Origin of the sequence: Mesorhizobium sp. LNHC252B00 (genome assembly GCF_000502955.1) — a bacterium.
Classification (GTDB): Bacteria; Pseudomonadota; Alphaproteobacteria; order Rhizobiales; family Rhizobiaceae; genus Mesorhizobium.
This window is the reverse complement of the sequence record NZ_AYWO01000017.1, coordinates 100,282-125,291: the sequence shown is the minus strand read 5'-3', so window position 1 is coordinate 125,291 and position 25,010 is coordinate 100,282. Positions and strand designations below refer to the sequence as shown.

The window sequence follows — 25,010 nt, the reverse complement described above, 5'->3', positions numbered from 1 at the left end:
GCAAGAGCTTGCCCTGGAGAGTCCGGAGCAAGCAAGAGCTTGCCCTGGAGGTGACGCGGGGTGGAGCAGCCCGGTAGCTCGTCAGGCTCATAACCTGAAGGTCACAGGTTCAAATCCTGTCCCCGCAACCAAACTTCAAACGCAAACGGCCCGCTCAACGCGGGCCGTTTGCGTTTTGAAGCCGCGCAGGCCATGGCACCTCGACATCAAAAGCCCGTTGACGTGCTCCCCTGAATATCCTGCAAGAGGCCACTAAAGGCCTCACGCCATGGCGACGCCGCGTGATCGCTTTCTCTCGGCCGCCGCGAGAAGATCGACGAAGGCGCGCACCTTGGCGGGCCGGAACCGGGCCGGTGGAAAGACGGCGTGGATGCCGCCTGTCGGTAAGCTCCAGTCGGCAAACACCGGCACCAGCCGCCCCTCGGCGATATCGTCGTTGACGCTGTAATCCGGAAATATGCCAAGCCCGATGCCGGCCAGCACGCAAGCCAGGGCAGCGGGGCTCTTGTCGCACATGATGATCGGATTGAGTTCGGTCAGCACCGTTTCAGCATCCCTGGAAAACAGCCATTGGCCGATGCCGCGCAACTGGGCGTTGCCGACCCAGGCCAGCGATCTTGACTGGCGCGGCGTCACATCGGGCGGCATGCGCGCTGCGAAACCAGGGCTTGCCACCACGGTCTGCCGTATTGTGCCCAGTCGCCGCGCCTGGTTCGAGGAATCGGCAAGCCAGCCGACGCGAATGCCGAGATCGATCTGCTCGTCCACCAGATTGCTCACCGCGTCGTCGAAGATCGCATCGACGCGCATATGCGGAAAGGCCCTGAGATAGGCCGCCATGACCGGGGCCACCATTTTGGCGCCGTAGTCGAGCGGCGCGGTCAGCCTCAGCGTTCCGCTCGGTTCGATCGCCCCTTGCGAGATTTCGCCATAGGCCGCCTCTGCTTCCCTCAGGATAATCATCGCGCGGTCATAGAACAGGCGGCCTTCTTCGGTCGGCGTGACACGCCGTGTCGTGCGCTGCAGCAGCGTTGCGCCCAATTCCTCCTCGAGCTTGCCGATCTGGTGGCTGACCACGGCCTTGGCGACGCCAAGTCGGTTGGCCGCCGCGGTGAACGAACCGGTTTCCATCACCGTGGTGAAGTAGGCGAGCCGATTGAGGTTCAGAAGTTCGGCCAAGGCGGCAGTCTTTGTATGATTGGATCAGACAGTTTGTATTATTGAGCGCTATTTTTCGCAAGACCTTCGTCTGCCACATGTGAGCCAAGGGGCATTCGCCCGCAGCCGGACCGAGGATGGCGATCATGAGCAATTCAGAAGTGACCTATCTGTTCGATCCGCTTTGCGGTTGGTGCTATGGCGCCACCCCGATGCTGGACAGATTGTCTGCCAGCGGCGTGCGCGTCGAGCTGCTGCCGACCGGCCTGTTCTCTGGCGCCGGCGCGCGTCCGATGGATGAAGGTTTTGCCGCCCATGCCTGGGCGAACGACCAGCGCATCGAGCGCCTGACCGGGCAATCGTTCACGCAGGCCTATCGGCACAATGTCCTCGATATCAGCGGCACGCTGCTGGACTCTCATGCCGCCGCGCTCGGCATCAGCGCCGCCGGCCTGGAGAATCCCAGCCGCCGGCTTGCCGCGCTGAAGACGATCCAGCGGGCGCGCTATGTCGACGGCAGCGATGTCGTGACGACCAGCGGTGTGGCCGAAGTGCTCGCCGCCGCCGGAATGGCGGACGCCGCTGAGATGCTCAAGGCGCCGACCGAAACATTGCTGACGGCCCACCGCGAGCTGGTCGGCCGAGGCCGCTCGCTGTTCCAGCGCCTGCATGCCGATGGCGTGCCTTCCCTCGTGGTCATCCGCAACGATGCGCCCCGGCTCATCGGTTCGAACGCACTGTTCGGCAGCTTCGACAATCTCGTCGCCCATATCGCGGCGGCCTGATCCCCAGAAAACCTCAACAAGGAAACTGAAAAGACATGGCAAAAGTCGCTCTCATTGGTGCATCCGGCGCAGTCGGTTCGCTCCTTCTCAAAGAACTCTCCGATCGCGGCCACACCGTCACCGGTATTGCGCGCAACCCGGAAAAGATCGCCGCACTCCCAGGCGTGATCGCCAGGAAGGGCGATGTCTTCGATAAGGAAGGTCTCGCTGACCTGATCCGCGGCCATGATGTGGTGATCAGTTCGGTGCATTTTCTCGACAGTGATGCCGACACGCTGATTGCGGCGGTGCGTGCCTCCGGAGTGAAGCGCTATCTCATCGTCGGCGGCGCCGGCAGTCTCGAAGTCGCGCCCGGCAAGCGGCTGGTCGATACCCCCGAATTCCCGGCGATCTACAAGGCCGAAGCGCAGAAGGGCGCCGACTTCTTGGACAGATTGAAGACGGTCGGCGACCTCGATTGGACGTTCCTGTCCCCGTCCGCCATGTTTGTCCCGGGCGAGCGTACCGGCACATTCCGCCTCGGCAAGGACACGCTTCTCGCCTCCGACAAGGGCAGCAGTATTTCGTTCGAGGACTATGCCATCGCCGTGGTCGACGAGATCGAGAAGCCGGCCCATATCAGGCAGCGCTTCACCGTCGGCTATTGATCGAACGGGTAGCGGCGGCCGAGTCTCAGTCGAGGCTGGCCGACGCCAGCCGCGTCAGCGCTTCGCGCACCCCGACGCGCCGGTAACTTTCCGTATGACAAGACCGTCCTATCTCGGTTCCTCGCGGCGGCGTTCGACAAAGCGCGTTCCCCACTGATCAGGTCGGGTTCGCGCTTGCGCAGTCATTCCTGATAGGACGGATCGACCTCCTTGGCCGGCTTGGCCGTCGTCGAAATCGAAGCCGGCCGGCTGTCGGTGTAGCGGGCCTACTGAGCTATCCGGCATCCCTGTCTGTCAGCGCGATATGACAGCAGCCGGAGCCGTGGCCCGGTGTCCAGGTGACATTGTCAAAACGAACGCCGGTCGCCTCGAACAGGCCGCGGTCGAAGGCGCCGGCTATGCGACAGAGCGTGGCAAGCCTTTGGTCACCAACTCCGGCTTCGACCCAGGCATCCTTCAGCGGGCAGCGTTTCACCTTGAAGGCGATGCGGTCGTCGCTGCGTTCGACATCGGTCGGATACATGCGGCCGCCGTCTGGACTGACGGCCAGGAAGGCTTCGCCGATCGCGCGCGCGTCATTGGGGCCGAAGCCGGCGAAGGCGGCTGCCGCCACTTCCTTGCCGCGTTGTTCGATGGCGCGGATCATGATCGCTTCGGCTTTGTCGGCGCCCAGTTCTCCACTCAGTTCCTCGAGCAACAGCCGGTAGAGATCGGCTCGGTTGCGAAAAGCGGAATCGAGTTCGCGCGACAGTTTCTCGGCTCTGGCTTCGGGATCGGTCATGTCGGGTCCTGTCGAATGATACGGTTGAGTCTTGGCACCGCGGCCACCAGCGCCTTGCCGATGGCCGATTGCGGCGCGTCGATGACGGTTCGGGCATCGCCGCTCTCGGCAACCTGGCCGGCGTCGAGAAGGACGACGCGGTGGGCGATCGCTCTGATGACGCCGAGATCATGTGAAATGAAGAGATAGGCAATCCGTTCCTGCCGTTGCAGGTCCAGCAAAAGATCGAGGATCTGTCCGCGCACCGAAACGTCGAGCGCCGAGACCGCCTCGTCGAGCACGATCAGCGACGGCTTCGTCGCGATCGCGCGCGCAATGGCTACGCGCTGCCGTTGGCCACCGGAGATCTCATGGATGGCGCGTGTGGCGAGGTCGGCGGTCAGCCCGACACGCTCCAGCAATTCGGCAACGCGGCGCGGGCGTTCGGAGCGTGAGGCGATGCCGTGGATGCGCAAGGGATCATCGAGCACACGCGCCACCGTGGCGCGCGGGTTGAAGGCTGCCAGCGGATCCTGGAATACCATCTGCAGGCGTGCGCGACGCGCTCTCAGCGCAGCCCCGCTCAAAGCCAGGAAATCATTGCCTTCGAAGTCGATGCGGCCAGCGTCCGGCTCGATCAGCCGCAGCACCAGCCGCGCGATGGTCGACTTGCCGCTGCCGGAAGGCCCGGCCAGCGCCAGCGTCTCGCCGGGGTCGATGTGAAAGGAGACATCGTCGATGGCAGCGATGGCCTTTTTGTCGCGACGGTAGCGTTTGGTGAGGTTGGACACCGTCAGCAGGCTCATGTCTGGAGCTCGGCTCGGTTCAGCAATGGCTTGGCGTCGAGCCCGATATGGGCGTCGAGCAGCGCGCGCGTGTAGGCTTGGCTAGGTGCATTGATAATCTGCGCCGTCGTGCCAAGCTCGACCAACCGGCCATGCCGGAAAACGGCGATGCGCTCCGCAAGCTCGGCCGCGAGCGCGATGTCATGGCTGATGAACAGCAGCGTCATGCCGTCCTCGGCCACCAGGCGCCGGATCAAAGCGACGATCTCCGCCTGTACGATGGTGTCGAGCGCGCTGGTCGCCTCGTCGGCGATCAGCAATTTCGGTCCGGCCGCAATGGCGGCGGCGATCGCGACACGCTGCTTCTGGCCACCCGAAAGCTGATGCGGGAAGGCTTGCAAGGCTGAGTCCGGGTCCGGCAGGCGGACGCGTTCGAGCAGGTGTCTTGCCTTCGCGTAGGCCTGTAGCCATGTGAGGCCGAGATGGGTGCGCGCGACTTCGGCGATTTGTTTGCCGATGGTCATAACAGGGTCGAGGCTGGCGGAGGGGTCCTGGAAGACGAAGCCGATGTCGCGACCGGGGAGGGGTATGTAGCTCTGTTTGAAGGGAGACTTTCGGACTTCGCGCTCTACGAGGCCCCCCTCTGTCCTGCCGGACATCTCCCCCTCAAGGGGGGAGATTGTGCCCTTATCTCTGCTTTCGCCAACTACGCTGGCAGTAGGGGAGGAACCGACAGTGGAACTGCCAATCTCCCCCCTTGAGGGGGAGATGTCCGGCAGGACAGAGGGGGGTGCCTTGGCACCAGCGGATTGCGACGATGGCAAAAACCAATCGATGCGGCCTCCAATACTGGCGCTTGCCGGCAACAGCCCCGCAATGGCCAGCGCCAGCGTGCTCTTGCCGGAGCCGCTTTCGCCGATGATGGCGAGGCGTTCGCCAGCGGCGATGTCGAGGCTGATACTCTTCAGCGCCGCCACCTCGCTGCCGTCTCGGCGGTAGGTCACCGTGAGGTCGCGGACCGTAGCCAGGGCGGTCACGAAAGGCCTCTCCTGACTGCTGTCGTCTCGACGATGCCTTCACCGGCGAGATAGACGCCGAGCACGGTCAGAACCAATGCTATGCCTGGGACGATCGACAGGAAGGGCGCGGTGCGCAAAACAGTGCGGCCTTCCGATATCATGCCGCCCCAGGTGACCCGGTTGGGGTCGCCGAGACCGAGGAAGGACAAGGCCGCTTCGGTGAGGATGGCGGCGGCGACGATCACCGACGACATCGCCAGCACCGGAGGCAAGGCATTGGGCAACACCTCGCGAAAGGCGATCGCCATAGGGTGCATGCCGATTACCCTCGCTCCGGCGACGTAGTCGCGTTCACGAATGGAGAGGACTTCCGCGCGGGCAACTCTGGACGGTCCGGTCCAGGTGCCGAGCGCGATGGCAATCACGACGACGCCGAGGGAAGGCCCGACGACGCTGACGAAGGCCAGCGCCAGCAGGAAACTCGGCACGGTCTGGAAGGCGTCGGTGATGCGCATCAGCACCTCGTCGACGAGGCCGCCGGCAAAGCCGGCCAGCGTGCCGATCACCGCGCCGACGACAAGTGCGGCCGCCGCTGCAGCGAGCCCGACGGCCAGCGATGTGCGGGCGCCGTGAAAGAGCTCGGCCAGCACGTTGCGGCCGAGCCGGTCGGTGCCGAGCGGCAACGACCAGTCCTGGAACGGCGGCAGCAGCGCCGGGCCGGCGATGGCCTGCGGATCGCCAGGGAACAGCAGCGACGCCGACAGCGCCATAGCAATCAGCGCCGCGAGGAGGATCGCACCAGCAACCGCCTCAGGCGCGCGCAGAAAGCGGCGGAGCGGGCTCATGCGCGGGCCTCGCTCGCGCCGACGCGCGGATCGAGGAAGGCATAGGCGATGTCGACGAGGAGGTTGATGACGATGACCAGGACGGCGCTGGTGAGGATAATGCCGAGCAGAAGCGGCGTGTCGCGGGAGGCGACCGCCTCTTGCGCCAGCCGGCCGAGGCCGGGCACGGAAAAGACGCTCTCGATGACGACGCTGCCGCCGAGCATCTGCGCCGATTGCAGGCCGAGCATAGTGACCAGCGGCAGTAGTGCGTTGCGGGCGACGTGGGCGAGAACGATGCGCCGGCGGGATAGCCCCTTGGCGCGGGCGGCCAAGACGAAATCCTGCCGCCAGACCTCGGCCATGCCGGCGCGCATCATACGCAGATAAAGCGCCAGATAGATGAAGCCGAGGGCAGAAACCGGCAAGACGAGATGGATAGCGATGTCGGCTGCACGGTCGAGCCCCGTCTTGTCCGAGGCCAGGGTTTCGATGCCGCCGATCGGCAGCCAGCGCAGGTCGACGGCAAAGACGACACTCAGCACCAGGCCGAGCCAGAAACCCGGTACGGCATAGAGCGCCAGCGAGCCGATCGACAGGAAGCGATCGCGGAAACTGCCTGGCCTCGCGCCGGCATAGATGCCGAGTGCCGAGCCCAGCCCGAAGGAAAGTGCGGTGGCGCTGACCATCAGCAGCAAGGTGTTGGGCAGGCGCTCCAGGATCACGTCGCGGATCGGTCGGGAGAACGTCACCGACTGGCCGAGATCGAGATGCAGCAGCGCCCAGAGATAGTTGGCGAGCCGCGTCAGCTCCGACTGGTCGAGGCCCCAGCGATGGCGCAACAGCTCGATCATGCCGGCGTCGCCGCCGGTCGACACGATATAGGCATCGACCGCGTCGCCGGGGGCTGCTTCGAGCAGCAGGAAGGTGCCGACGACGACGATCAGCAGCACGAAGATGCTGCCGATAAGGCGACGGCGGAGGAGGGTGAGGGCGCGGTTCATGGTAAAGACTTAACGCCGGCCTGGCCGTTAGAGGTGTGGTGTCTGGGCACCCCCCTCTGTCCTGCCGGACATCTCCCCCGCAAGGGGGGAGATTGGATGTCGTTGCTGCTTCCGCCAATCTCCGATGCGGTGACGCGGAAAGGGGGGTGCGGTTGGTGACGCTGCTGATCTCCCCCCTTGCGGGGGAGATGTCCGGCAGGACAGAGGGGGGTGTGAAGGAACGCGGCCTTAGGCCATGTCTCGACACCGATTTCCTCGCGAACTCTCATCCGCGCAAATGTGTCACGATTCCAGATAAGTGTCCGCCCAGTTCGACACCGCCCAACGCGGGTTGTTGGCAATATTCCCAACGGTGTCGCGGGCGACGCTGATAAAACTCCATTCGGCGACGTTGATCAGCGGCAGGTCGGCGGCCACCTCTTTCTGGAACTCCTTGTAGAGGTCGGTGCGGGCAGTGGTGTCGAGCGTCTCGGATGCCTTGGCGATGAGGGCATCGAGCGCGTCGTTCTTGTAGCCGCCCTGGTTGGAGAACGGCACGCCATCGGGAATACCGCTCTGCACCAGGATGGTCGTGGAGATCGCCGGGTCGCCACGGAACACCGGCGGGCCGACGGCGAGGTCGAAGGCATGATCGGTGTAGACGGCCTTGATGTGGGCGGCCAAGTCGTTGTTGACCAGCTCCGCGTCGATGCCGATGGCGGCGAGCGCCTGGCGCAGATAGTCGCCGAACTGCTTGGTCTCGTTGAAATAGGGCGCGGGCAAAAGCTTCAGCGAGAAGCGGTTGCCGTCGGCGCCTTTCTTGTAGCCGGCCTCGTCGAGCAGCGCGTTGGCCTTGGCGACGTCGAAGGCATAGGTGGGCACGTCGGCGGTGTAGAACTGCGGATCGTTCTTCGGCACCGGGCCGGTGGCGGCGGCGGCATAGCCGAGGAACACCGTCTTGACGACGAAATCCTTGTCGATGGCATGCGCGATCGCCTGCCGTACTTTCACGTCGGCCAATTCCTTGCGGCGATGGTTGATCTCGACGACGAGCTGATAGGTGAGCCCCTCATAGCCCTTGGAGATCACCTTCAGGCCCGGCACCTTGGAGATGCGGTCGAGATCGGCCAGCGGCACGGCGGAAAACGCTGCGAGCTGGATCTCTCCAGCCTCGAGCGCGCTCGCCGCGGATGTGCGATCCGGCAGCACCTGATAGATGATCTCGTCGAGATAGGGCTCATCCTTGCCCCAGTAATCGGTGTTCTTCGTCAACCGATAGTACTGGCCGGCCTTGTACTCGCCGAATTTGAACGGCCCGGTGCCGATCGGCGCGTTGTTGGCCGGGTTGTCCTCGATCTTGCCGATCTCGTAGATGTGCTTCGGCACAACGCTGCTCAACGCCGGCAGCGCGTTGCGGATCAGCTGGAACGGTGTCGGCTTGGCGAATTTGAACACGGCGGTGAGATCGTCCGGGGTGTCGACGCTGGCCAGATCCTTGAACACGGTACGGCCGAGGTTCTGCAGCGGCTTCCAGATCTGCAGCGCCGAGAAGGCGACGTCGGCCGAGGTGAACGGCTTGCCGTCATGCCATTTGACCCCGTCGCGCAGTTTGAACGTCGCCGAGAGCCCGTCGGCAGACCCTTCCCAGCTCAGCGCCAGCCGAGGAGCAAGCCCGTCCTTGCCGTCGAAGGAGGCCTCGGCCAGCGTTTCGACGATCTTGCTGGAGATGAAGAAGACGCCGTTGGAGGCGACGATCGCCGGGTTGAGGTTGCGCGGCTCGGAATCGGCGGCAAGCACCAGCCGGCCGCCCTTCTTCGGTGTCTGCGCCCAGCCTGATATCGGCATGGCGGTGGAGGCCAGCAGCATTGCCGAACCGGCAAGCATCGTGCGTCTCGAAATCGTGAAATCTGACATGATCGAACTCCGTCCTCTCCGCGACCCGACCGGGTGCGCCAACAACCCCTCAGACCCGGCAAGTCCGCCGGCATCCTTGCGGCGGCGATTATGGGCCTTGCCGAGGGTTTCGCCAGAGACGGAATTGGCGCATCCTCGCTTGGCTTTGAAATTTTCATCCGCTGGACCAGTTTGGTGGAAGGGGCTCAATTCGCTCCATCTGGTAAGACCAGAATGATCTGATATGCGACCAATGGTGGTACGGTGACATCGAACGGTGCTGTTTTTGCCATTTCTGGCTGGACCAGAGTGGGCGGAATGGTGCAGATTTGATGCAGGGCCATGGGATCGGGAGCGGAACAGCCGGCGATCCCGGGCAATTCAGGGAGAGAGAGATGAACATTGCTCCGGGCAAGAATGCCGTCGGCACTGTCCCGTTCGACCAGGCGCGGGTCGACCGGCTGATGGAGGAGGCCGGCATTGATGTGCTGCTCGCCACCTCCAAGCACAACACGCAGTATCTGCTGGGCGGCTACAAATTCATCTTCTTCGCCGCCATGGACGCGATAGGCCACAGTCGTTATCTGCCGATCGTCGTGTACGAAAAGGGCGGGCCGGACCATGCCGCCTATATCGGCAACCGCATGGAGAGTGGCGAGCACCAGAACAACCCGTTCTGGACGCCGACATTGCACGCCGCCTGCTGGGGCACGCTCGACGCCGCCAACCTCGCTGTCGAACATCTGCAGAAGATCGGTAAGGCCGGCGCTCGCATCGGCATCGAGCCGGGCTTCCTGCCGTCGGACGCCTATACACTGATCCGCAAGGCGCTGCCGGACGCCAAGCTGATCGATGCGACCGACATGCTCGAGCGCATGCGCGCTATCAAGACCGATGCCGAGTTGGAGAAGCTGCGCACGGCCTCCGAACTGATCACCGATTCCATGCTGGCGACGATCGCGTGGGCGCGCGAAGGCACGACCAAGAGCGAGATGATCGAGCAGCTGCGGCGCGAGGAGACCAATCGCGGCGCGCATTTCGAATATTGCCTGCTGACACTGGGCTCCAGCCACAATCGCGCCGCCTCGCCGCAAGCGTGGAACAAAGGCGAGGTGCTGTCGATCGATTCCGGCGGCAATTATCACGGCTATATCGGCGACCTCTGCCGCATGGGCATTCTGGGCGAACCGGATGCCGAGCTCGAGGATCTGCTGGCCGAGGTCGAGGCGGTACAGCAGGCGGCCTTCTCAAAGGTCAGAGCGGGCACGCTGGGCGGCGACATGATTTCGCATGCCGAAGGCGTCCTGAAGGCCTCGAAGGTCGCGGCCTACACGGATTTCTTCGCCCATGGCATGGGCCTGATCACGCATGAGGCGCCGTTCGTGATGACCAACCACCCGGTGACCTATGAGGGCACCTATGCGTCCAAGCCGCTGGAGAAGAACATGGTGCTGTCGGTCGAGACGACGATGCTCCATCCGACGCGCGGCTTCATCAAGCTGGAGGACACGTTGGCGGTGACGGATGCTGGTTACGTGATGTTCGGGGATCGGGGCAGGGGGTGGAACAGGGGCGCGACCGCCTAGCTGCTATTGAAGGGCGCTGCCCCCTCACCCGGATTGCCACCCGAATTGCGAAGTGCAATTCGGGGCAATCCGACCTCTCCCCGAGGGGAGAGGAGGGAGCCGGCGATGATGCTCGTCTCTTCTCCCCTCGGGGAGAAGGTGGCCGCGAAGCGGCCGGATGAGGGCGGCCTCCCAGCAAACGCGGGAACGGAAGAAAGATCACTGCCCCGCCGGAATCAGCCTGAAATCCGGCAGTTCGCGCAGAACCAGTTCCGGGCCGGCCGGCGAGTAGACGACAAAAAGCTGCATCGGCCCGTCACCGGTATTGAGCGTCGAATGAAAGCGGCTTTCCGGCACATAGATGGTGCAGCCGGGGCTGACTTTCTCGACCACCGGATTGCCCTTCTCGTCCTCGACCATCTGCTCACCATGGCCTGATATGACGAAGATGATTTCCTCGGCGCCCGGATGATTGTGGCGCGTGTGGCCCTTGCCGGACGGCAGGTCGACGACGCCGCCGGAAAAGCGCGTTGCGCCATTCACCTCGGGCGCCACCGTCAACGACAATTTTCCCCAGTCGAAGCCGAAGGCGCTGACGTCCTTCGGGTAGACAAACATCTTGCTCTTGTCGGTCATCTCATCACCCCTTCTTTTTTCTTCGTATTCCCGTCGCCGCCAAGCGTCACGGCCTTGAAATCCGCCGTCTGTCTTGCGATCGCGGCTTCCGCCGGCAGCCGTTCCATCGAGCTTGCGCCATAGAAACCGTGCAGGCCCTTGCAGCGGTCGAGGATGTAGCGGGCGTCGTCCGGCATCGAGATCGGGCCGCCATGGCAAAGCAGGATGACATCCTTGCGCACCGAACGCGCGGCGTTGGCGATGGCGTCGATCTCGAGCACGCAATCATCAAGCGACTTGGCCGATGTGGCGCCGATCGAGCCGCCTGTGGTCACGCCCATGTGGGCGACGACGATGTCGGCTCCGGCCTTTGTCATGGCGCGGGCCTCGTCGGGATTGAAGACATAGGGCGTGGTCAACAGATCGAGCTTGCGCGCCTCGGCGATCATGTCGACCTCGAGCCCGAAGCCCATGCCGGTTTGCTCGAAGCTTTGCCGCATCTGGCCGTCGAACAGGCCGATGGTGGGAAAGTTCTGCACGCCGGAAAAGCCCATGGTCTTCAGCTCGGCCAAGAGCAGCGGCATGATGACGAAGGGATCGGTGCCGTTGACGCCGGCCAGCACCGGCGTCTTCTTGACCACAGGCAAAACCTCGTAGGCCATTTCCTTGACGATCTCATTGGCATTGCCATAGGCGAGCAGGCCAGCGGCCGAGCCGCGGCCGGCCATCCGGTAGCGGCCGGAATTGTAGATGATGATGAGATCGATGCCGCCAGCCTCCTCGGCCTTGGCCGACAGGCCGGTGCCGGCGCCGCCGCCGACGATCGGCACGCCCTTGTCGATCATTCCCCTGAATCTCTTCAGTATGTCCTTGCGCGGTATGGCGGGCATGTCTTGAATCTCACTGTCTGGCGATGTCGAGAAAAGCTGCGACCGCGGCCACGGCGAATTCCGGGTCGTTAATGTGGAGTGGAAGGCGCTTCACGCGCCGGGTGCCATTTGGCTTGATGGTGCGCTCGATGGCTTCGAACAGCACGGCGTCGGCTTCCGGATCAAAGAAGGCCCCGCCTTCGATGTCGAGCGCCGAGACGCCCTTTTCAGGGATGAGGAAATGCACCGGCCCCTCGCTGCGGGCGAGCCTGCCGCCGATCCATTCGCCGATCGCGCGGCATTCCTGCGCCGTGGTGCGCATCAGCGTGACGTTAGGATTGTGTTCGTAGAACAGCCGACCGTGATAGTGCTCCGGAATGGTCGAAGGAGCCCAGAAGTTCACCATGTCGAGCGCGCCGACCGAACCGACATAAGGCAGCCTGGTGCGGGCGATCGCTCCGAAACGATCCTCCGTCGCCGGTAAAACACCGCCGAACAAGAGATCGCAGACCTCGGTCGTGGTGATATCGATGACGCCGGACAGCAGGCCACTGTCGGCCAGCTTCTCCATGCTGCGGCCGCCAGTGCCGGTGGCGTGGAAGACCATGCAGTCATAGGCCGAACGGAGTTGGTCGGCGATCGCGGTTACGCAAGGCGTGGTGACGCCGAACATGGTGAGGCCGATCGACGGCTTGCCGTCGGGCGGTGGCGCCGGCGTTGCCGCCATGCCCGATATCGCCTGGGCGGCATTGTGCAGGATGACGCGGGACAGCCGGTTCAGTCCGGCCATGTCGGTCACCGCAGGCATCATGATGATGTCGGAAACGTCGACGTAAGGCGCGGTATCGCCGGAGGCGAGCGTCGAAACCATGATTTTGGGCAGGCCGAGCGGCAGGGCACGCATGCCCGACGTGATGATCGAGGTGCCGCCGCCACCGCCAATGCCGATCATGGCGGCGATATCGTTTCGCGATTGGGCAAAGCGGGCAAAGGCGATGCCCATCGCGGCGACCGCGGCGCCACGGTCATTGCCGCCGAGCACGGCGTCACGGCCGTCGGGATGATGGCCGGCAATTTCCTTTGCGGTGATGTCGACGGGAACTGTTGCTTCGCGTGTTCCGACATCGACGCGGGACACCGCGGCACCGGTGGCGGCGATCGCATCGGCCAGGAAGGCGAGTTCCTCACCTTTGGTGTCGGCGGTGCCCACCACATAGATGCGCTTCATCGCGTTTCCCCGCCGGCTGCTTGCCCGACCTTCCGGCAAGCGAAGGCCATTGCAAATTTTTGAGACGCGCGTATCGTATTGATATGGATGTCTCACGTCAACAATCCACAGCGAGCGACAGCACTGAGCCGGGAAACGGCCAGGCGATAGAGCGCGGGCCGCGCGCGCGCACGAAACGACTGATGCTGGAGACGGCGACGAGGCTGATGCAGGCGGGCGTCACGCCCTCGGTCAGCGAAGTCGCCGAGGCGGCACAGGTTTCCCGTGCCACCGCCTACCGGTATTTCCCGAGCCAGGCAGCACTGGTGCAAGCGGTAGTCGACGAGGGGCTAGGGCCAATCCTCACCTGGCAATCGACCTCCGCGGATGCGGAGCGCCGGGTCGCCGATCTGTTCGACACGGCCATGCCGCGCATCGAGGCCTTCGAGGCGACGTTCAAGGCAGCGCTGAAGCTGTCGCTCGATCAGTGGGCGCGGCGTCAGGCCGGCACGCTGGACGGCGAGCCGGCTTTCACGCGTGGTCACCGCATCGACTTGCTGAAACAGGCGATCGCACCGCTCAAGGGCCGTTTGCCGCCGCGCGAATTCAAGCGGCTGGCGCAGGCGCTGTCGCTGATCTTCGGCGTCGAGGTGCTGATCGTGCTCAAGGATATCTGGGGGTTGGACAGTCGCCGGACGATGTCGGTCGCGCAATGGGCGGCCGGCGCGCTGGTGCGTGCGGCGGTCGCGGAGTCGGAAGGCAGCGACGGCATTAAAGTACAGGTCTTGTCGGTGGGATAGCGTAAATCTGGTTCGACCAGATTTATTTTCCGACGATTCGATATTTCTGTTGGATCCAAATGTAGGTACAAGCTTTCCGAGCCTGTTGAAACGAAAAAGAAGGAAAAATATAGGGATAGGCGAGAAGATGGAAGATTCCGATTGGCGGCTACGCTCAAGAAAAGCGCTTGACGGGCGTCGGGAATTGGTAATACCAGATGAAGAAGAAAGGGCGGATCAGGAATGACAGCCGCAGTCGATTTCGGCAGGGCGAGGAGGATCATACGGATGGCGCGTGTTCCGTCCGCACGAGGTGGCGCATCGTGACGCAGGCGTCGCCTGGTGCCGGCAACGGCATTGCGCTCCGCCTCGACAGGGTTAGCAAGACCTATGGATCCGTGCGGGCCGTCCACGACCTGAGCTTCGCCGTCGACGAAGGCCGCTTCTTCGTCCTTTTCGGGCCGAGTTCGGTCGGCAAAACGACGACGTTGCGCACGATTGCGGGTCTGGTGCCGCCCGACAGCGGGACTGTCGAGATCGGCGGCAAGGACGTGACCCGCGCGCCGATCATGGGCCGCGGCATCTCGATGGTATTCCAGTCCTTTGCGCTCTATCCGCACCTCAACGTCTACGACAATTTCGCCTATCCGCTGCGCGAGGAAAAAACCGCGCGCGGCGAGATCGACAAGCGGGTGAATGAGACCGCCGAGATCCTCAAGCTGACGCACCGGCTGAGGGCCAAGCCGGCGACCCTGTCCGGCGGCGAGCAGCAGCGCGTCGCGCTCGGCCGCTCGCTCATCCGCCGGCCGAAGATTCTCCTCCTTGACGAGCCGCTCACCAACCTCGATGCCAAGCTTCGCCACGAGACGCGCGCCGAGCTGAAGCGGCTGCACCGCCAGTTCGGCATGACCGTGATCTATGCCACGCCCGATGAGCTAGAGGCGCTGTCGATGGGCGAGGAGATCGCGGTGATGCGCGACGGCAGCATCGTCCAGATCGGTACGCCGGACGAACTCTACGAGCGGCCCGTCCATGCCTATGTCGCCAGCAAGATCGGCTCGCCGCATATGAATCTGTTCAAGGCTTCGGTGCGGGCCGACGCCAAATCTTTCGACACGCCGCTCGGCACTCTGGTTCCGGCGGCGCCATGCAAGACCGCCAATGCCGGCGAGGCGGTGCTGATCGGCATTCGCCCGAGCGACATCCGGCTCGCCGCCAAGGGCGAAGCTGCGGTCGCCTCGAAGGTGCATCTGCTCGAGCCGCTCGGCGACATCACCATCGTCTCGGTCGAGGCGGGCGGCGAAATGTTGCGCATGGTGCTGCCGGAAGCGACCGCCGCCAGCATCAGGACTGGCGATTCGGCATCAATCGCCATCGACAGCAGGAAAATCCACGTCTTCGACGCCGCGAGCGGCCAGGCAATGACCTGACGCGAACGGCGAGAAGTAATCCGGTTTACCAAAGGGAGGAAACCCGAATGACCGCGATGACGAAAGTGAAAGGGCTAGCGACAGCCGCCAGCTTCGCTGCCACGCTACTGGTGGGGGGCGTGACCTATGCCTCTGCCGACGAGGTGAAACTGACGATGGTCGGTCCCGATTGGCCGCCAATGCGCATCATGAAGAAGTTCTTCGACGAGCAATACAAGCCAGCTTCCGGCAACAAGGTGACGCTTGATATCGACTTCATTCCGTGGCCGGATTTCTATACCCGTGTCAATGCGTCTCTTACATCTGGTGAACAGAAGTACAATTTCGCTGTGTCGGATTCTCAGTGGCTTGGAGCGTTTATTGAGGGGGGCTATTTCCGCAAGATCAATGATCTGATCGACGCCGACCCGGAACTGAAGGCCACAATGGACTCTATGCATCCGGCGATTGTGAATGCCTATTCAACCTATCCGAACTCGACGCCGAACTACTATGGTTTCCCGCAGTTCCCGGACGTGCTGGTCACCTACGCCCGCAAGGACGTGATCTGCGACGAAGGCGAGCAGGCCGCCTTCAAGGCGAAGTACAATGAGAAGCTGCCCTGCACCGGCGAAGAACTCGACAACATGGACTGGAACACGTTCGCGCATGTTGGCGAATTCTTCCAGCGCAAGAAGGGCGACAAGCTCGCCGGCCAGGTGCTGGATGACGATTTCTACGGCATCGCCTATCAGGCCGGCAAAGGCTATGACTTCTCGACGAGCTCGGTCCACTCGTTTGTCTGGCAGCATGGCGGCGGCATCTGGGATGAAACGAAGGCACCGACGGGACATGCCGAAGGCGTCGTGAACTCGGCGAAGTCCATCGAGGGCATGGACCATTTCATGAGCATGCTCAAGTGGATGCCCCCGGTGGTCAAGACTGGCACCATGGACATCTTCGTCTCCGACCAGTTGTTCCGTGAGGGCAAGGTCGCCATGAACGTCGACTGGATCGGCCTCGGCGAAGCCTCGCTCGATCCCAAGACCTCGAAGGTTGCCGACAAGTTGGTGTTCGGAATGGCGCCGGGCCTGCGCGGCGCCGACGGCAAGATCAATCGTACGTCACAGATCGGCGGACAGCCTTTCGTGCTGACCACCTGGACAACGGACGCGCAGATCAAGGAAGCGGTCGGCTTCGTCAAGTGGTGGCTCTCGCCCGAGATCCAGCACCAGTTCGCCGCGGCTGGCGGTCAGTCGGCTATCACCTCCGTGTACACCGATCCAAAATACGTGACCTACCGTCCGTGGAACCGCGCCTGGGCAAACTCGCTCGACTGGCAGAAGGATATGTGGCACGTGCCGCAGTTCTTCGAGATGCTCACCCAGCAGCAGGACCAGTACGATCTTGCCATCACCGGCAAGCAAGACGCCAAGACCACCATGAATAATGTCGCCAAGTTCCAGGAGGACCTCCTGAAGAACGCCGGCCTGATCCAGTAACTCTCCAACAAATCTGCGGGGAGCGGCAAAGCCGCTCCCCGTCACTGTAACGTCAGACGCTCCACATTCCGGACTCCCATGACCGCTGCTTCACACTCCCTGCCGGCACCACTGTTCACCGCGGTTGTTGCTCACAACTGGAAACTCGCCATCGCCGTCGCCGTCGTCGTCTCGGCCATATCGATCGCGGTCTTGCCGGCGGCACTATCCTTCTGGGTGGTGGGCGTGACGGCGACGTTGGTCGCGGCCGCATTTACCGTCAACGCGTATCGGCGCCACTACTTCGGCGCCCTGCTGGTTGCCCCGGCGATCGCCGTTCTGTTCGTGATGAATATCTTCCCCCTGCTGTGGTCGCTGGGCCTTTCGTTCTTCGCCTATCAGGCCAACCAGCAGACGATCCGATTTATCGGCCTCGGAAATTACGCCCGGATTCTCACCAACGATCTCGCCGCCAACGCGACCTGGAGCGCGCTGATCAATACCGCGATGTTCGTGGTGTTCACCGTCTCCGCGCAGATGATCGTCGGCTTTTTGCTGGCCATCCTGTTCTCCAAGCAATTCCCGCTGCGCAAGTATCTGTTGATCCTGGTGCTGACGCCGATGATGCTTTCGGTTGTCGCCTCCGGCGTGTTCTTCACCTACTACTACGACCCGACCTTCGGCATCCTCAGCTACGTCATCAATTCGATCGCCGGCGACCAGTTCATCCTGATGAGCACCAAGGTCGGTGCGGTGACGGGAATCGTTTTCGCCGACGCGTGGATGTGGTCGCCCTTCGTCATGCTCCTTGTCCTGGCGGGCCTCGTATCGGTGCCGAAATACCTCTATGAGGCGGCCGCCATCGACCGTGTGTCGCGATGGCGGCAGTTCTGGATGATCACCTTCCCCTACATCCGCGGCCTTCTTATGCTGGCCCTGCTGTTCCGCACGATCGAGGCCTTCAAGCTGGCGGATCTGGTCATCCTGCTCACCAAGGGGGGCAACGACACGCTGACGATTTCCTATCACCTGATCCGCATCGCCAACGAGCAGAACAAGACGAGCGAGGGCGCGGCGATCTCCTATCTGATGCTTTTCATGGTGATTGTTCTCACCAACCTCTACCTTTACCTCGCCAACCGCCGCACGCTGGGAGCCTGACCTGTGGCCGAATCGATATGGGGAAAGCTCGGCCTGCGTAGGGCGAGCGGTGTGGACAAAGCCGGCTGGGGGCGGACGCTCGGCGTGGCCGTCGTCGCCTTTATCTATTTTCTGCCGGTGCTGTTCATCATATTCACCGCCTTCAAACCGCAGGGCGACGCGCTCCTCGTCCCGCCGACGCTATCGCCCACCTCGCTGTTCGGTTTGATTCCAGACCATTTTGTCTTCACGCCGACGCTCGAAAATTTCGGGTCCGTGTTCTCGCGCTCGATGACCCCGGGCGGCGCCCCCGAAGCGACGGGGTTCGATCGTTACTTCTTCAATTCGATCTTCATCGCGTCGGTGTCGGTGCTGCTCGCCCTCGCCATCGGCACCCTCGCGGCCTTCGGCTTCTCGCGCTATCCGCTGAAAGGCAACGACACCTACCTGTTCATCATCCTGACCACGCGCATGCTGCCGGCGATCGTGGTGATCATTCCCGTGATCCTGATGTTCCGCGTGGTGGGCCTGTCGGGTTCATATTTCGGCATCATCATGCTCTACACCGCCTTCAATCTTGCCTTCACCATCTGGATGATGAAAAGCTTCTTTGACGAATTGTCGCCCGACGTCGAGGATGCGGCCCGCATCGACGGATCCTCTGGAATCCGGGTGTTCTTCAAGATTGCCCTTCCCCAGGTCATCGCCGGCCTCGCCGCGACGTTTGTGTTTGGCCTGATCCTCACCTGGAACGAGTTCCTGTTCGCCCTGTTGCTGTCGGGACCCGACACGCGGACGGTCCCGGTTGCCATGAACCAGGCCGTGTCTTCGGGCGGACGCGGCACCGATTGGACCTTGCTTGCCGCCATTGAAACCCTGTTTCTCATTCCCGTGTTCCTGGTCACCTTCTTCCTGCAAGACCATCTGTTGCGCGGCGTCACCTTCGGCACGGTGAAGCGCTGACATGTCAACCATCGAACTCCGTAAAGTCACCAAGCGCTTCGGCTCCTTCACGGCGGTCAGGGACGTCGACCTGTCGGTGGCTGCCGGCGAGGTCGTCTGCCTTCTCGGCCCGTCCGGCTGTGGCAAGACGACTACCCTGCGCGTGATCGCCGGGCTCGAAAGCGTCTCAGGCGGCGAGGTCGTCCTCGCCGGCAGGGTGATGAACAACCTGCCGCCCGAAAAGCGCGACATCGCAATGGTGTTCCAATTTTACGCCCTCTACCCGTCGGCGTCGGTCGGAGAGAACATCGCCTTCCCGCTCTACCATGACGGCATTTCCGCGGCTGCCCGCACTGCCCGCGTCAACCGCGTCGCGGCGATCCTGCACCTGGAGCAAGTCCTCGACAGGCTGCCCAGCCAGATATCCGAAGGTGAAAAGCAGCGCGTCGCCATGGCCCGCGCCATCGTCCGCGATCCCAATTGCTTCCTCTTCGATGAGCCGTTGTCGCGTCTTGATGTCGAGCTCCGCCAGACCATGCGTGGCCAGATCAAGGAGGTGCTGCAAGGCCTATCCAAAGCGACCGTGATCGTCACCCACGACCAGCTCGAAGCCCTGACCATGGCCGACCGCATCGCCATCATGAGGGACGGCCTGATCGAGCAAGTGGGCTCACCGCACGAAGTGTTCGCCAAGCCCGCCAATGTTTTTGTGGCGAGCTTCATCGGTACGCCGCAGATGAATCTTCTGGAGGCCGACCTCAAGACGTTCGCCGATGGCATGGCCGACATGACCGTCGCCGGCAATACCCTGGCGATCACCACCGACGCGGCCGTCGAGCACCTGCGGCCCGGAAAGGTAACGATCGGCATCCGCCCCCGTGCCTTCACCGCAACCGACGCGGCAGACCGCGGCACCATCGCCGCCCAGGCCGAACTCATCGAGCCCATGGGCGCCGAAACCCTTATTCATGCCCGCACGGCCATGGGCGGCGACATCCGCGTCGTGGTGCCACGCAGCCAGCGGGTCAAGATCGGCGAGGCTCTGAACCTGCGCCCCGATCCCAGGCAAACCCACGTCTTCGATGATGCCGGAAGGGCGGTGCGGTCATGAGCGACAGTTCTTCCGGCATCAGCCCCGCCGGCGCGTTTCGCCTCGAGGTCTTCATTATCGGCCTCGGTGTCCTGGCGCTGGTGCTGATCTTCCAGCCTTTTTCTATCGGGCTGTACGCGGTCGGCAGCGGTCTCGTGGTGCTCGCCGGACTCGTCAACAACCTGCTGCCGTTGGCCGAGCCAGGCGTCAAGCCACGCAGCGTAGTGAAGGTTGCGCTGGTGGTGGCGATGATCTTCTGCATTGTGCTGCTGGTTTCGATGACGGTAGCCCATCTCTACGGCGCCTTCTTCCTCAAGCCGCCGGACCCCAATACGATCGGCGGCAAGGCGCAGCTCGCCACGCCGCCGTTCTACAAGCAGGTTTTCGTGTGGGAAGTTGCCGCCGCGACAGTGATTCTCGCGGCGATCGTCACGGTTCTCAACAAGACTACGAGATGATCAGCAGCTGACGCTATCCGGCAGGTCGCGTTTGCGCCGGTCCGCGCCGGTCGGTGTGCGTCGCCCTCTCAACTCTCACGCCGTCATCCTCCGGCTTGACCGGAGGACCTGACGCCGAGATCAAGGATCGCGTCGACCGTGCCGCCCGAACGCTGCGGATTGAGCATCTGCTCGACCGCAAGACCGACAAGCTGTCAGGCGGTGAGATGCAGCGCGTATCGATCGGCCGCGCCATCGTGCGCAAGCCACGCGTGTTCTTGATGGACGAGCCGCTGTCGGCGCTTGACGCCAAGCTGCGCGAGGCGCTGCGCACGGAACTGAAGAACCTGCAGATGCAGCTCGGCGCCACGTTCCTGTTCGTCACCCATGACCAGATCGAGGCGATGTCGATGGGCGACAAGGTCGGCGTGCTCAACCATGGCCGCATCGTGCAGACGGGTACGCCGCACGAGATCTACAACAATCCGCGCGATACCTATGTGGCGAGCTTCGTTGGCTCGCCGCCGGCCAGGACCGATGTTGCGATCGAGCAATCGGTGCGTTTCGCCTGGAACCCGGACAAGGTGGTGCTGTTCGATAAGGGCAGCGGCGTCAGCTTGCGGCACGCTGTGTGAACTCCAGCTGGAGCGGGTGTTGGAGGCAGCTCAGCCGGCCTGGCGGATAGCAGTCTGTTCCTCGGCGCGAAGGTGGCCGGGCGCCGAGCCGATGACGCGTTTGAAGGCGCGGCTGAAGGCGGCATCCGATTCGTAACCGAGACGCCCGGCAACGACGGAGATTTTCATCCGGTCGCGGATCAGCCATTGTCTCGCCTGATGCAGCCTGACCTGGGTGACATATTTTGCCGGCGTTCCTCCAACGACGGTGGCGAAGCGCTCGGCAAATCCCGATCGCGAGGCGCCCATCATCCGGGCCAGGGACTCAACCGTCCAGCCGTGGTTCGGCTCGAGATGGATGGCGGCCAGCACGCGGCCGATTTCGCGGTCCCTGACTGCGGCGATCCATCACGGCAGCCGCGTTCGACCCATGAGCGGATCACCGTGGCGGCAAGCACGTCGGCCAGCCGCGCCAGGATGCCGCCGGAGCCGACGTGCTCTTTGGCGGCCTGCTGGTCGACCATGCCGGCGTGGCCACTGCCTTCGCCTATTGCGGCGCGGCGACACTGCTGGCGGCCGTCGTGGTGTTCCTGCGCGGTCCGAAACGCGCCGAATAGCTTCCTATTGCCAGGACCAAGCCTCCCCGACGCCGCGCATCGGCCCGATAACCATCACGGTTTCGAGCCGCTGCCGTTCTGATGGCGGCGGCAAAGCTGCCGTTGACACAAGGCGCCGGCGGCGGGTTCAGACAGCGCGCCCGTCGAAGTCGAATATCGACAGGGTAGAGGGATCGAGATTTGCGACGCAGTTGATGTTGACGTAGGCATTGCGGTCACCGTCTTCACGGACATCCTCTGCAAAGGGATGGATGCCGCAAGTGCGACAGAAGCGGTGCGCGATGGCATGGTTGCCGAATGTGTAGGTGCCGAGATCGTCGCCCCAAGCCAGCACCTGCAAGGTTTCGTGCGGGATGGCGCACAAGAGGGCGCCTTTGCGCGCGCATATCGAGCAATTGCACCGCACGGCCCCGGTCAGTTTGGCCTTGAATTCAAGCGTGACCTTTCCGCAGTGACAGCTACCCTTATAGAGCATCGGTGTCTTCCTTCCGTTCGGCAGGGGTGCAAAACCGTCCGCGCCGGGTTAAGTCTCGGCAAGCCATGCCGCTGCACTAAGGACGTTCGAGGCGTCTGGAGTCCGACACCGAAATGCAATCAGTCCGGGATCATCTGGAAATCATCCTCGCGCGCCTTGCCGCCCGTGCCGGTGAAGAGCGCGTGTTCACCAAGGTTTATGCGGAAGTCGCACGAGCGGCGGCTGACGCCAGCGATGCCCGCAAGCGGGCGGGGGTGAAGCTCGGACCGCTCGACGGCACCATTGTCTCGATCAAGGATCTGTTCGATGTCGCCGGCGAAGCGACCACGGCCGGTTCGCTGATGCNTCGACGGCACCATTGTCTCGATCAAGGATCTGTTCGATGTCGCCGGCGAAGCGACCACGGCCGGTTCGCTGATGCGCAAGACCGCCGCGCCTGCACTGCTCGACGCCGCGATCGTCAGCCGGCTGCGGCAGGCCGGCGCTGTCATAATCGGCAAGACCAACATGACCGAATTCGCGTTCACCGCGATCGGTGACAACCAGCATTTTGGCACGCCCGGCAATGCCGTTGACGCCAGCCGCATACCCGGCGGATCCTCCTCGGGCGCCGGCGTTTCCGTCGGTGAGGCGACGAGCGAGATATCGATCGGTTCCGACACCGGTGGTTCGGTACGCATTCCGGCATCGCTCAATGGCGTGGTCGGCTTCAAGCCGACGGCGCGGCGTGTGCCGCTGACCGGTGCCTTCCCGTTGTCCGCCACGTTGGACTCGATCGGGCCGCTTGCCAGAACCGTCGCTCAGTGTGCCGCTGCCGACGCCGTGATGGCCGGCGAGATACCGACCGCGCTGGCGCAGATTGCTCTTAGGGGGCTTCGTATTGGCATCCCGCGCGGCATTCTTTTCGAAGAGACGGAAGGCGAGGTGACGACCGCGTTTGACCACTACCTTGGCAAGATCGAGCAGGCAGGCACGCAGGTCGCAGACCTGCCGATCGACGATCTGCTTGGAGAGATGCGCGCGGCCACCAAGCGCGGTTCGATCGCAGCGATGGAGGGTGCCGAAGTGCATGCCGACTGGTTGGCGACGGGAGCGTCGGTGCCTGTCGACCCGCACGTCAGCGGGCCTCTGTCACGGGCAGCAATGCTGCCGACGCCTGTCTATATCAGGGCGATACGCCGTCGTGCAGCGCTCGCCGCCGCCATGGATGAGCGGCTGGCATCGCTCGATGTGCTGGTCTTGCCGACCACACCTGTGATGGCGCCGACCATCGCTTCGATGGCCGGAGATGCCGAACTGCGCGACCGCATCGAAGGCCTGCTGCTGCGCAACACACAGGTCGCCAACCAGTTCGACCTCTGCGCGATCTCGCTGCCTATGCCGCGCACGGCGCTGCCTGCCGGATTGATGCTTGCGGCGCGCAGCGGCCATGACCGGCGTCTGTTGCGGATTGCTGCTGAAATTGAGTCGCTGCTTGGCTCGTGACCGGAGCTGGACCGACGATCAGTGCGACGAACAGTGCTTGCGTTCACTATCCTTGGCGGTCCGTACGATGCGGGTCGCGACCAGCCAGGGGAGGGTGTATTCCTTGCCGGTGACGGTCTGGGTGCGTTGCTCGATCGATCCCCTGACGACGATCTTTCCGGCATAAAGCGCGTCGGAGAGATCCGTTATCGCCTTGTCGGCCTGCGGCAATCCGCTGGGGTCGATCGCCACGCCCTTGACGATCGTGCCGGTGCCAAGGTCAAGCGCGCTGCTCGATGGGCACGGCGCCTTGAAGCAGCGCAGCCCGTTATCGCAATAGACGTAGCTGCTCTGGGCCTCCGCAAATGACGGCAAGACGCAGAGTGAAGACGCGGCAACGGTCAGACATTTGAGGCGAAGGCCGAACATAGTTCTCAGCGTCTCCGAGAATTGGGGCGAAACCGCGATGCTTCAGCTGTCGGCCGGAAACCGCCGCCGGTAGTGATCGACCACTTCGGGGTTGCGCAGGTTGACCGGCAATTTGCCCGCCAGCACCAGCAAGGCTTCGCCCGCCGCGCCAATGCCCATCCGCATCATCGACTCCTCGGTGATGCCGGCCATATGCGGAGTGATGATGACATTGTCGAAGCTGAAATAAGGATGATTTGACGGCAGCGGCTGCGTCGTAAAGACATCGAGCGCAGCGCCGCCAATCCGGCGCTTCCGCAAGGCTTCGATCAGTGCGTCGTCGTCGACGACCGGTCCGCGCGAGACGTTGATCAGCAACGCATGCGGCTTCATGCGCGCGATCCGCTCGCGGTTGATCAAGCCGCGCGTCTCCGGCGTCAGCGGGCAGCACAGAACGATGATGTCGCTCTGCTCGACCAGGGCATCGATCGACAGGAAGCCGACCTTCTCCGGCGCCGGCTGCATGCTGCGCGTCGTTGCCACCACATTCAGGTCGAAACCGTGCGCCGCAATGTGGCCGACAGCCTGGCCGACGGCACCAAGGCCGACGATGCCGATCGTCTTGCCGGCGAGTTCGCTGTTGGCGTTGGCGTGCTCGCGGCCGGCGAGCCAACCTCTTGCCCGCAGGTCGCGGTCGACGACGCGGAAGTTGCGCAGCAAGGCAAGGGCCACGAACATGACGTGTTCCGCCACCGAGCGCGCGTTGACCGCCGGCACGTTCGCCACCAGCACGCCGGCGGCGGTCGCAGCTTCCATCGGGATCATGTCGAGCCCGGCGCCATGGCGGATCGCCGCCCGCAGCTTCCAGGCGCCCTCGAACAGCGCCGGCGGCAGCGGCGCGCGGACGATGACGATGTCGGCATTCCTCGCCTCGGCGGCCAGCGTGGCTGGATCGATGGCAGAAGCGACGACGAGTTCGCCGGCGCCGGCCAGCATGGCCGAGGCGCGCTGATGTAGCGGGTGTGTCGTGAGGATGCGGGCCAT

General features: G+C 63.4%; 24 protein-coding genes, 1 tRNA gene and 3 pseudogenes. 14 read left to right on the top strand and 14 right to left on the bottom strand.

Annotated elements, in window-relative coordinates; translation table 11 throughout:
• Positions 1-54 precede the first annotated feature (54 nt).
• A tRNA-Met gene (locus X744_RS149755) sits at positions 55-131 on the top strand.
• Positions 132-261: 130 nt separating this feature from the next.
• On the opposite strand, the gene X744_RS149760 is transcribed toward X744_RS149755, so the two are convergent.
• Complete coding sequence (locus X744_RS149760; RefSeq protein ID WP_023760848.1) at positions 262-1,179, bottom strand: LysR family transcriptional regulator; 918 nt, start codon at positions 1,177-1,179, stop codon at positions 262-264.
• 125 nt (positions 1,180-1,304) lie between these two features.
• On the opposite strand from X744_RS149760, the gene X744_RS149765 reads away from it, so the two are divergent.
• Positions 1,305-1,943: a DsbA family protein gene (locus X744_RS149765; RefSeq protein ID WP_023760847.1), complete on the top strand. Its 639-nt coding sequence runs from the start codon at positions 1,305-1,307 to the stop codon at positions 1,941-1,943.
• A gap of 35 nt (positions 1,944-1,978) precedes the next feature.
• Complete coding sequence (locus X744_RS149770; RefSeq protein WP_023760846.1) at positions 1,979-2,590, top strand: NAD(P)-dependent oxidoreductase; 612 nt, start codon at positions 1,979-1,981, stop codon at positions 2,588-2,590.
• A 274-nt stretch (positions 2,591-2,864) separates the two neighbouring features.
• On the opposite strand, the gene X744_RS149775 is transcribed toward X744_RS149770, so the two are convergent.
• The 6 genes from X744_RS149775 to X744_RS149800 form a co-directional block, all read right to left on the bottom strand.
• Positions 2,865-3,371 (bottom strand): L-2-amino-thiazoline-4-carboxylic acid hydrolase, encoded by a 507-nt coding sequence (locus tag X744_RS149775; RefSeq protein ID WP_023760845.1) that lies wholly within the window; start codon positions 3,369-3,371, stop codon positions 2,865-2,867.
• Complete coding sequence (locus tag X744_RS149780; RefSeq protein WP_023760844.1) at positions 3,368-4,156, bottom strand: ATP-binding cassette domain-containing protein; 789 nt, start codon at positions 4,154-4,156, stop codon at positions 3,368-3,370. Before X744_RS149780 ends, X744_RS149775 begins: the two co-directional genes overlap by 4 nt.
• Entirely contained in the window at positions 4,153-5,172 is a 1,020-nt protein-coding gene (locus X744_RS149785; protein ID WP_031260688.1) for an ATP-binding cassette domain-containing protein, read from the bottom strand. The genes X744_RS149780 and X744_RS149785 overlap by 4 nt, the downstream gene beginning before the upstream one ends.
• Entirely contained in the window at positions 5,169-5,999 is an 831-nt protein-coding gene (locus tag X744_RS149790) for an ABC transporter permease (protein ID WP_023760842.1), read from the bottom strand. The genes X744_RS149785 and X744_RS149790 overlap by 4 nt, the downstream gene beginning before the upstream one ends.
• Positions 5,996-6,982, bottom strand: coding sequence for an ABC transporter permease (locus tag X744_RS149795; RefSeq protein WP_023760841.1), 987 nt, complete (start codon positions 6,980-6,982; stop codon positions 5,996-5,998). The genes X744_RS149790 and X744_RS149795 overlap by 4 nt, the downstream gene beginning before the upstream one ends.
• Positions 6,983-7,264: 282 nt before the next feature.
• Positions 7,265-8,875, bottom strand: coding sequence for an ABC transporter substrate-binding protein (locus X744_RS149800; RefSeq protein WP_023760840.1), 1,611 nt, complete (start codon positions 8,873-8,875; stop codon positions 7,265-7,267).
• A gap of 374 nt (positions 8,876-9,249) precedes the next feature.
• Between X744_RS149800 and X744_RS149805 the strand changes: the two genes are divergently transcribed.
• Positions 9,250-10,440: a Xaa-Pro peptidase family protein gene (locus X744_RS149805; protein WP_023760839.1), complete on the top strand. Its 1,191-nt coding sequence runs from the start codon at positions 9,250-9,252 to the stop codon at positions 10,438-10,440.
• A gap of 198 nt (positions 10,441-10,638) precedes the next feature.
• Here X744_RS149805 and X744_RS149810 read toward each other — a convergent pair whose 3' ends face one another.
• Genes X744_RS149810 through X744_RS149820 form a run of 3 tightly spaced genes read right to left on the bottom strand, consistent with a single transcriptional unit; the run spans position 10,639 to position 13,131 of the window.
• The gene (locus X744_RS149810; protein WP_023760838.1) at positions 10,639-11,055 is read right to left on the bottom strand and encodes a cupin domain-containing protein; all 417 of its coding nucleotides are present in this window, start codon (positions 11,053-11,055) and stop codon (positions 10,639-10,641) included.
• On the bottom strand, positions 11,052-11,924 hold the full coding sequence (locus X744_RS149815; RefSeq protein ID WP_023760837.1) for a phosphoenolpyruvate hydrolase family protein: 873 nt from the start codon (positions 11,922-11,924) through the stop codon (positions 11,052-11,054). The genes X744_RS149810 and X744_RS149815 overlap by 4 nt, the downstream gene beginning before the upstream one ends.
• A gap of 10 nt (positions 11,925-11,934) precedes the next feature.
• Positions 11,935-13,131: a Tm-1-like ATP-binding domain-containing protein gene (locus X744_RS149820; RefSeq protein WP_023760836.1), complete on the bottom strand. Its 1,197-nt coding sequence runs from the start codon at positions 13,129-13,131 to the stop codon at positions 11,935-11,937.
• Between the two features lie 83 nt (positions 13,132-13,214).
• Here X744_RS149820 and X744_RS149825 point away from each other — a divergent pair, with 83 nt between their 5' ends.
• From X744_RS149825 to X744_RS149855, 8 genes and pseudogenes are all read left to right on the top strand, one after another.
• Positions 13,215-13,910 (top strand): TetR/AcrR family transcriptional regulator, encoded by a 696-nt coding sequence (locus X744_RS149825; protein WP_023760835.1) that lies wholly within the window; start codon positions 13,215-13,217, stop codon positions 13,908-13,910.
• Between the two features lie 302 nt (positions 13,911-14,212).
• Complete coding sequence (locus X744_RS149830; protein WP_050589569.1) at positions 14,213-15,319, top strand: ABC transporter ATP-binding protein; 1,107 nt, start codon at positions 14,213-14,215, stop codon at positions 15,317-15,319.
• Between the two features lie 47 nt (positions 15,320-15,366).
• Positions 15,367-16,800 carry an ABC transporter substrate-binding protein gene (locus X744_RS149835; protein WP_023760833.1) on the top strand — a complete coding sequence of 478 codons (1,434 nt, stop codon included), beginning with the start codon at positions 15,367-15,369 and terminating at the stop codon, positions 16,798-16,800.
• 78 nt (positions 16,801-16,878) lie between these two features.
• Entirely contained in the window at positions 16,879-17,940 is a 1,062-nt protein-coding gene (locus X744_RS0137620) for a sugar ABC transporter permease (RefSeq protein ID WP_031260686.1), read from the top strand.
• A gap of 3 nt (positions 17,941-17,943) precedes the next feature.
• Entirely contained in the window at positions 17,944-18,882 is a 939-nt protein-coding gene (locus tag X744_RS149840) for a carbohydrate ABC transporter permease (RefSeq protein WP_050589568.1), read from the top strand.
• Position 18,883: 1 nt separating this feature from the next.
• On the top strand, positions 18,884-19,972 hold the full coding sequence (locus X744_RS149845; RefSeq protein WP_023760830.1) for an ABC transporter ATP-binding protein: 1,089 nt from the start codon (positions 18,884-18,886) through the stop codon (positions 19,970-19,972).
• Positions 19,969-20,409, top strand: a complete 441-nt coding sequence (locus X744_RS149850) for a hypothetical protein (RefSeq protein ID WP_023760829.1) — start codon at positions 19,969-19,971, stop codon at positions 20,407-20,409. The genes X744_RS149845 and X744_RS149850 overlap by 4 nt, the downstream gene beginning before the upstream one ends.
• Before the next feature lie 113 nt (positions 20,410-20,522).
• Positions 20,523-21,023, top strand: a pseudogene (locus tag X744_RS149855) (ABC transporter ATP-binding protein); the annotation flags it as partial.
• A 30-nt stretch (positions 21,024-21,053) separates the two neighbouring features.
• On the opposite strand, the pseudogene X744_RS01000000170020 reads toward X744_RS149855, so the two are convergent.
• Positions 21,054-21,496 (bottom strand): annotated as a pseudogene (locus X744_RS01000000170020) (AraC family transcriptional regulator); the annotation flags it as partial.
• On the opposite strand from X744_RS01000000170020, the gene X744_RS1000000176035 reads away from it, so the two are divergent.
• On the top strand, positions 21,497-21,619 hold the full coding sequence (locus X744_RS1000000176035; protein ID WP_023760826.1) for a hypothetical protein: 123 nt from the start codon (positions 21,497-21,499) through the stop codon (positions 21,617-21,619).
• 127 nt (positions 21,620-21,746) lie between these two features.
• Here the strand turns inward: X744_RS1000000176035 and X744_RS149860 are convergent, their stop codons facing one another.
• Complete coding sequence (locus X744_RS149860; protein WP_023760825.1) at positions 21,747-22,094, bottom strand: GFA family protein; 348 nt, start codon at positions 22,092-22,094, stop codon at positions 21,747-21,749.
• A gap of 113 nt (positions 22,095-22,207) precedes the next feature.
• On the opposite strand from X744_RS149860, the pseudogene X744_RS01000000170015 reads away from it, so the two are divergent.
• A pseudogene (locus tag X744_RS01000000170015) lies at positions 22,208-23,579 on the top strand (amidase).
• An 18-nt stretch (positions 23,580-23,597) separates the two neighbouring features.
• On the opposite strand, the gene X744_RS149865 reads toward X744_RS01000000170015, so the two are convergent.
• Together X744_RS149865 and X744_RS149870 are read right to left on the bottom strand one after the other, a co-directional pair.
• The gene (locus X744_RS149865) at positions 23,598-23,987 is read right to left on the bottom strand and encodes a hypothetical protein (RefSeq protein ID WP_023760824.1); all 390 of its coding nucleotides are present in this window, start codon (positions 23,985-23,987) and stop codon (positions 23,598-23,600) included.
• Between the two features lie 42 nt (positions 23,988-24,029).
• On the bottom strand, positions 24,030-25,010 hold the full coding sequence (locus tag X744_RS149870) for a hydroxyacid dehydrogenase (RefSeq protein WP_023760823.1): 981 nt from the start codon (positions 25,008-25,010) through the stop codon (positions 24,030-24,032).

Coding starts and splice junctions, on each gene's coding strand:
- X744_RS149765 (WP_023760847.1), top strand. CDS start 1,305: ATGAGCAATTCAGAAGTGACCTATCTGTTCGATCCGCTTTGCGGTTGG.
- X744_RS149770 (WP_023760846.1), top strand. CDS start 1,979: ATGGCAAAAGTCGCTCTCATTGGTGCATCCGGCGCAGTCGGTTCGCTC.
- X744_RS149775 (WP_023760845.1), bottom strand. CDS start 3,371: ATGACCGATCCCGAAGCCAGAGCCGAGAAACTGTCGCGCGAACTCGAT.
- X744_RS149780 (WP_023760844.1), bottom strand. CDS start 4,156: ATGAGCCTGCTGACGGTGTCCAACCTCACCAAACGCTACCGTCGCGAC.
- X744_RS149790 (WP_023760842.1), bottom strand. CDS start 5,999: ATGAGCCCGCTCCGCCGCTTTCTGCGCGCGCCTGAGGCGGTTGCTGGT.
- X744_RS149795 (WP_023760841.1), bottom strand. CDS start 6,982: ATGAACCGCGCCCTCACCCTCCTCCGCCGTCGCCTTATCGGCAGCATC.
- X744_RS149800 (WP_023760840.1), bottom strand. CDS start 8,875: ATGTCAGATTTCACGATTTCGAGACGCACGATGCTTGCCGGTTCGGCA.
- X744_RS149805 (WP_023760839.1), top strand. CDS start 9,250: ATGAACATTGCTCCGGGCAAGAATGCCGTCGGCACTGTCCCGTTCGAC.
- X744_RS149810 (WP_023760838.1), bottom strand. CDS start 11,055: ATGACCGACAAGAGCAAGATGTTTGTCTACCCGAAGGACGTCAGCGCC.
- X744_RS149815 (WP_023760837.1), bottom strand. CDS start 11,924: ATGCCCGCCATACCGCGCAAGGACATACTGAAGAGATTCAGGGGAATG.
- X744_RS149820 (WP_023760836.1), bottom strand. CDS start 13,131: ATGAAGCGCATCTATGTGGTGGGCACCGCCGACACCAAAGGTGAGGAA.
- X744_RS149825 (WP_023760835.1), top strand. CDS start 13,215: ATGGATGTCTCACGTCAACAATCCACAGCGAGCGACAGCACTGAGCCG.
- X744_RS149835 (WP_023760833.1), top strand. CDS start 15,367: ATGACCGCGATGACGAAAGTGAAAGGGCTAGCGACAGCCGCCAGCTTC.
- X744_RS0137620 (WP_031260686.1), top strand. CDS start 16,879: ATGACCGCTGCTTCACACTCCCTGCCGGCACCACTGTTCACCGCGGTT.
- X744_RS149845 (WP_023760830.1), top strand. CDS start 18,884: ATGTCAACCATCGAACTCCGTAAAGTCACCAAGCGCTTCGGCTCCTTC.
- X744_RS149850 (WP_023760829.1), top strand. CDS start 19,969: ATGAGCGACAGTTCTTCCGGCATCAGCCCCGCCGGCGCGTTTCGCCTC.
- X744_RS149860 (WP_023760825.1), bottom strand. CDS start 22,094: ATGCTCTATAAGGGTAGCTGTCACTGCGGAAAGGTCACGCTTGAATTC.
- X744_RS149865 (WP_023760824.1), bottom strand. CDS start 23,987: ATGTTCGGCCTTCGCCTCAAATGTCTGACCGTTGCCGCGTCTTCACTC.
- X744_RS149870 (WP_023760823.1), bottom strand. CDS start 25,010: ATGGCCCGCATCCTCACGACACACCCGCTACATCAGCGCGCCTCGGCC.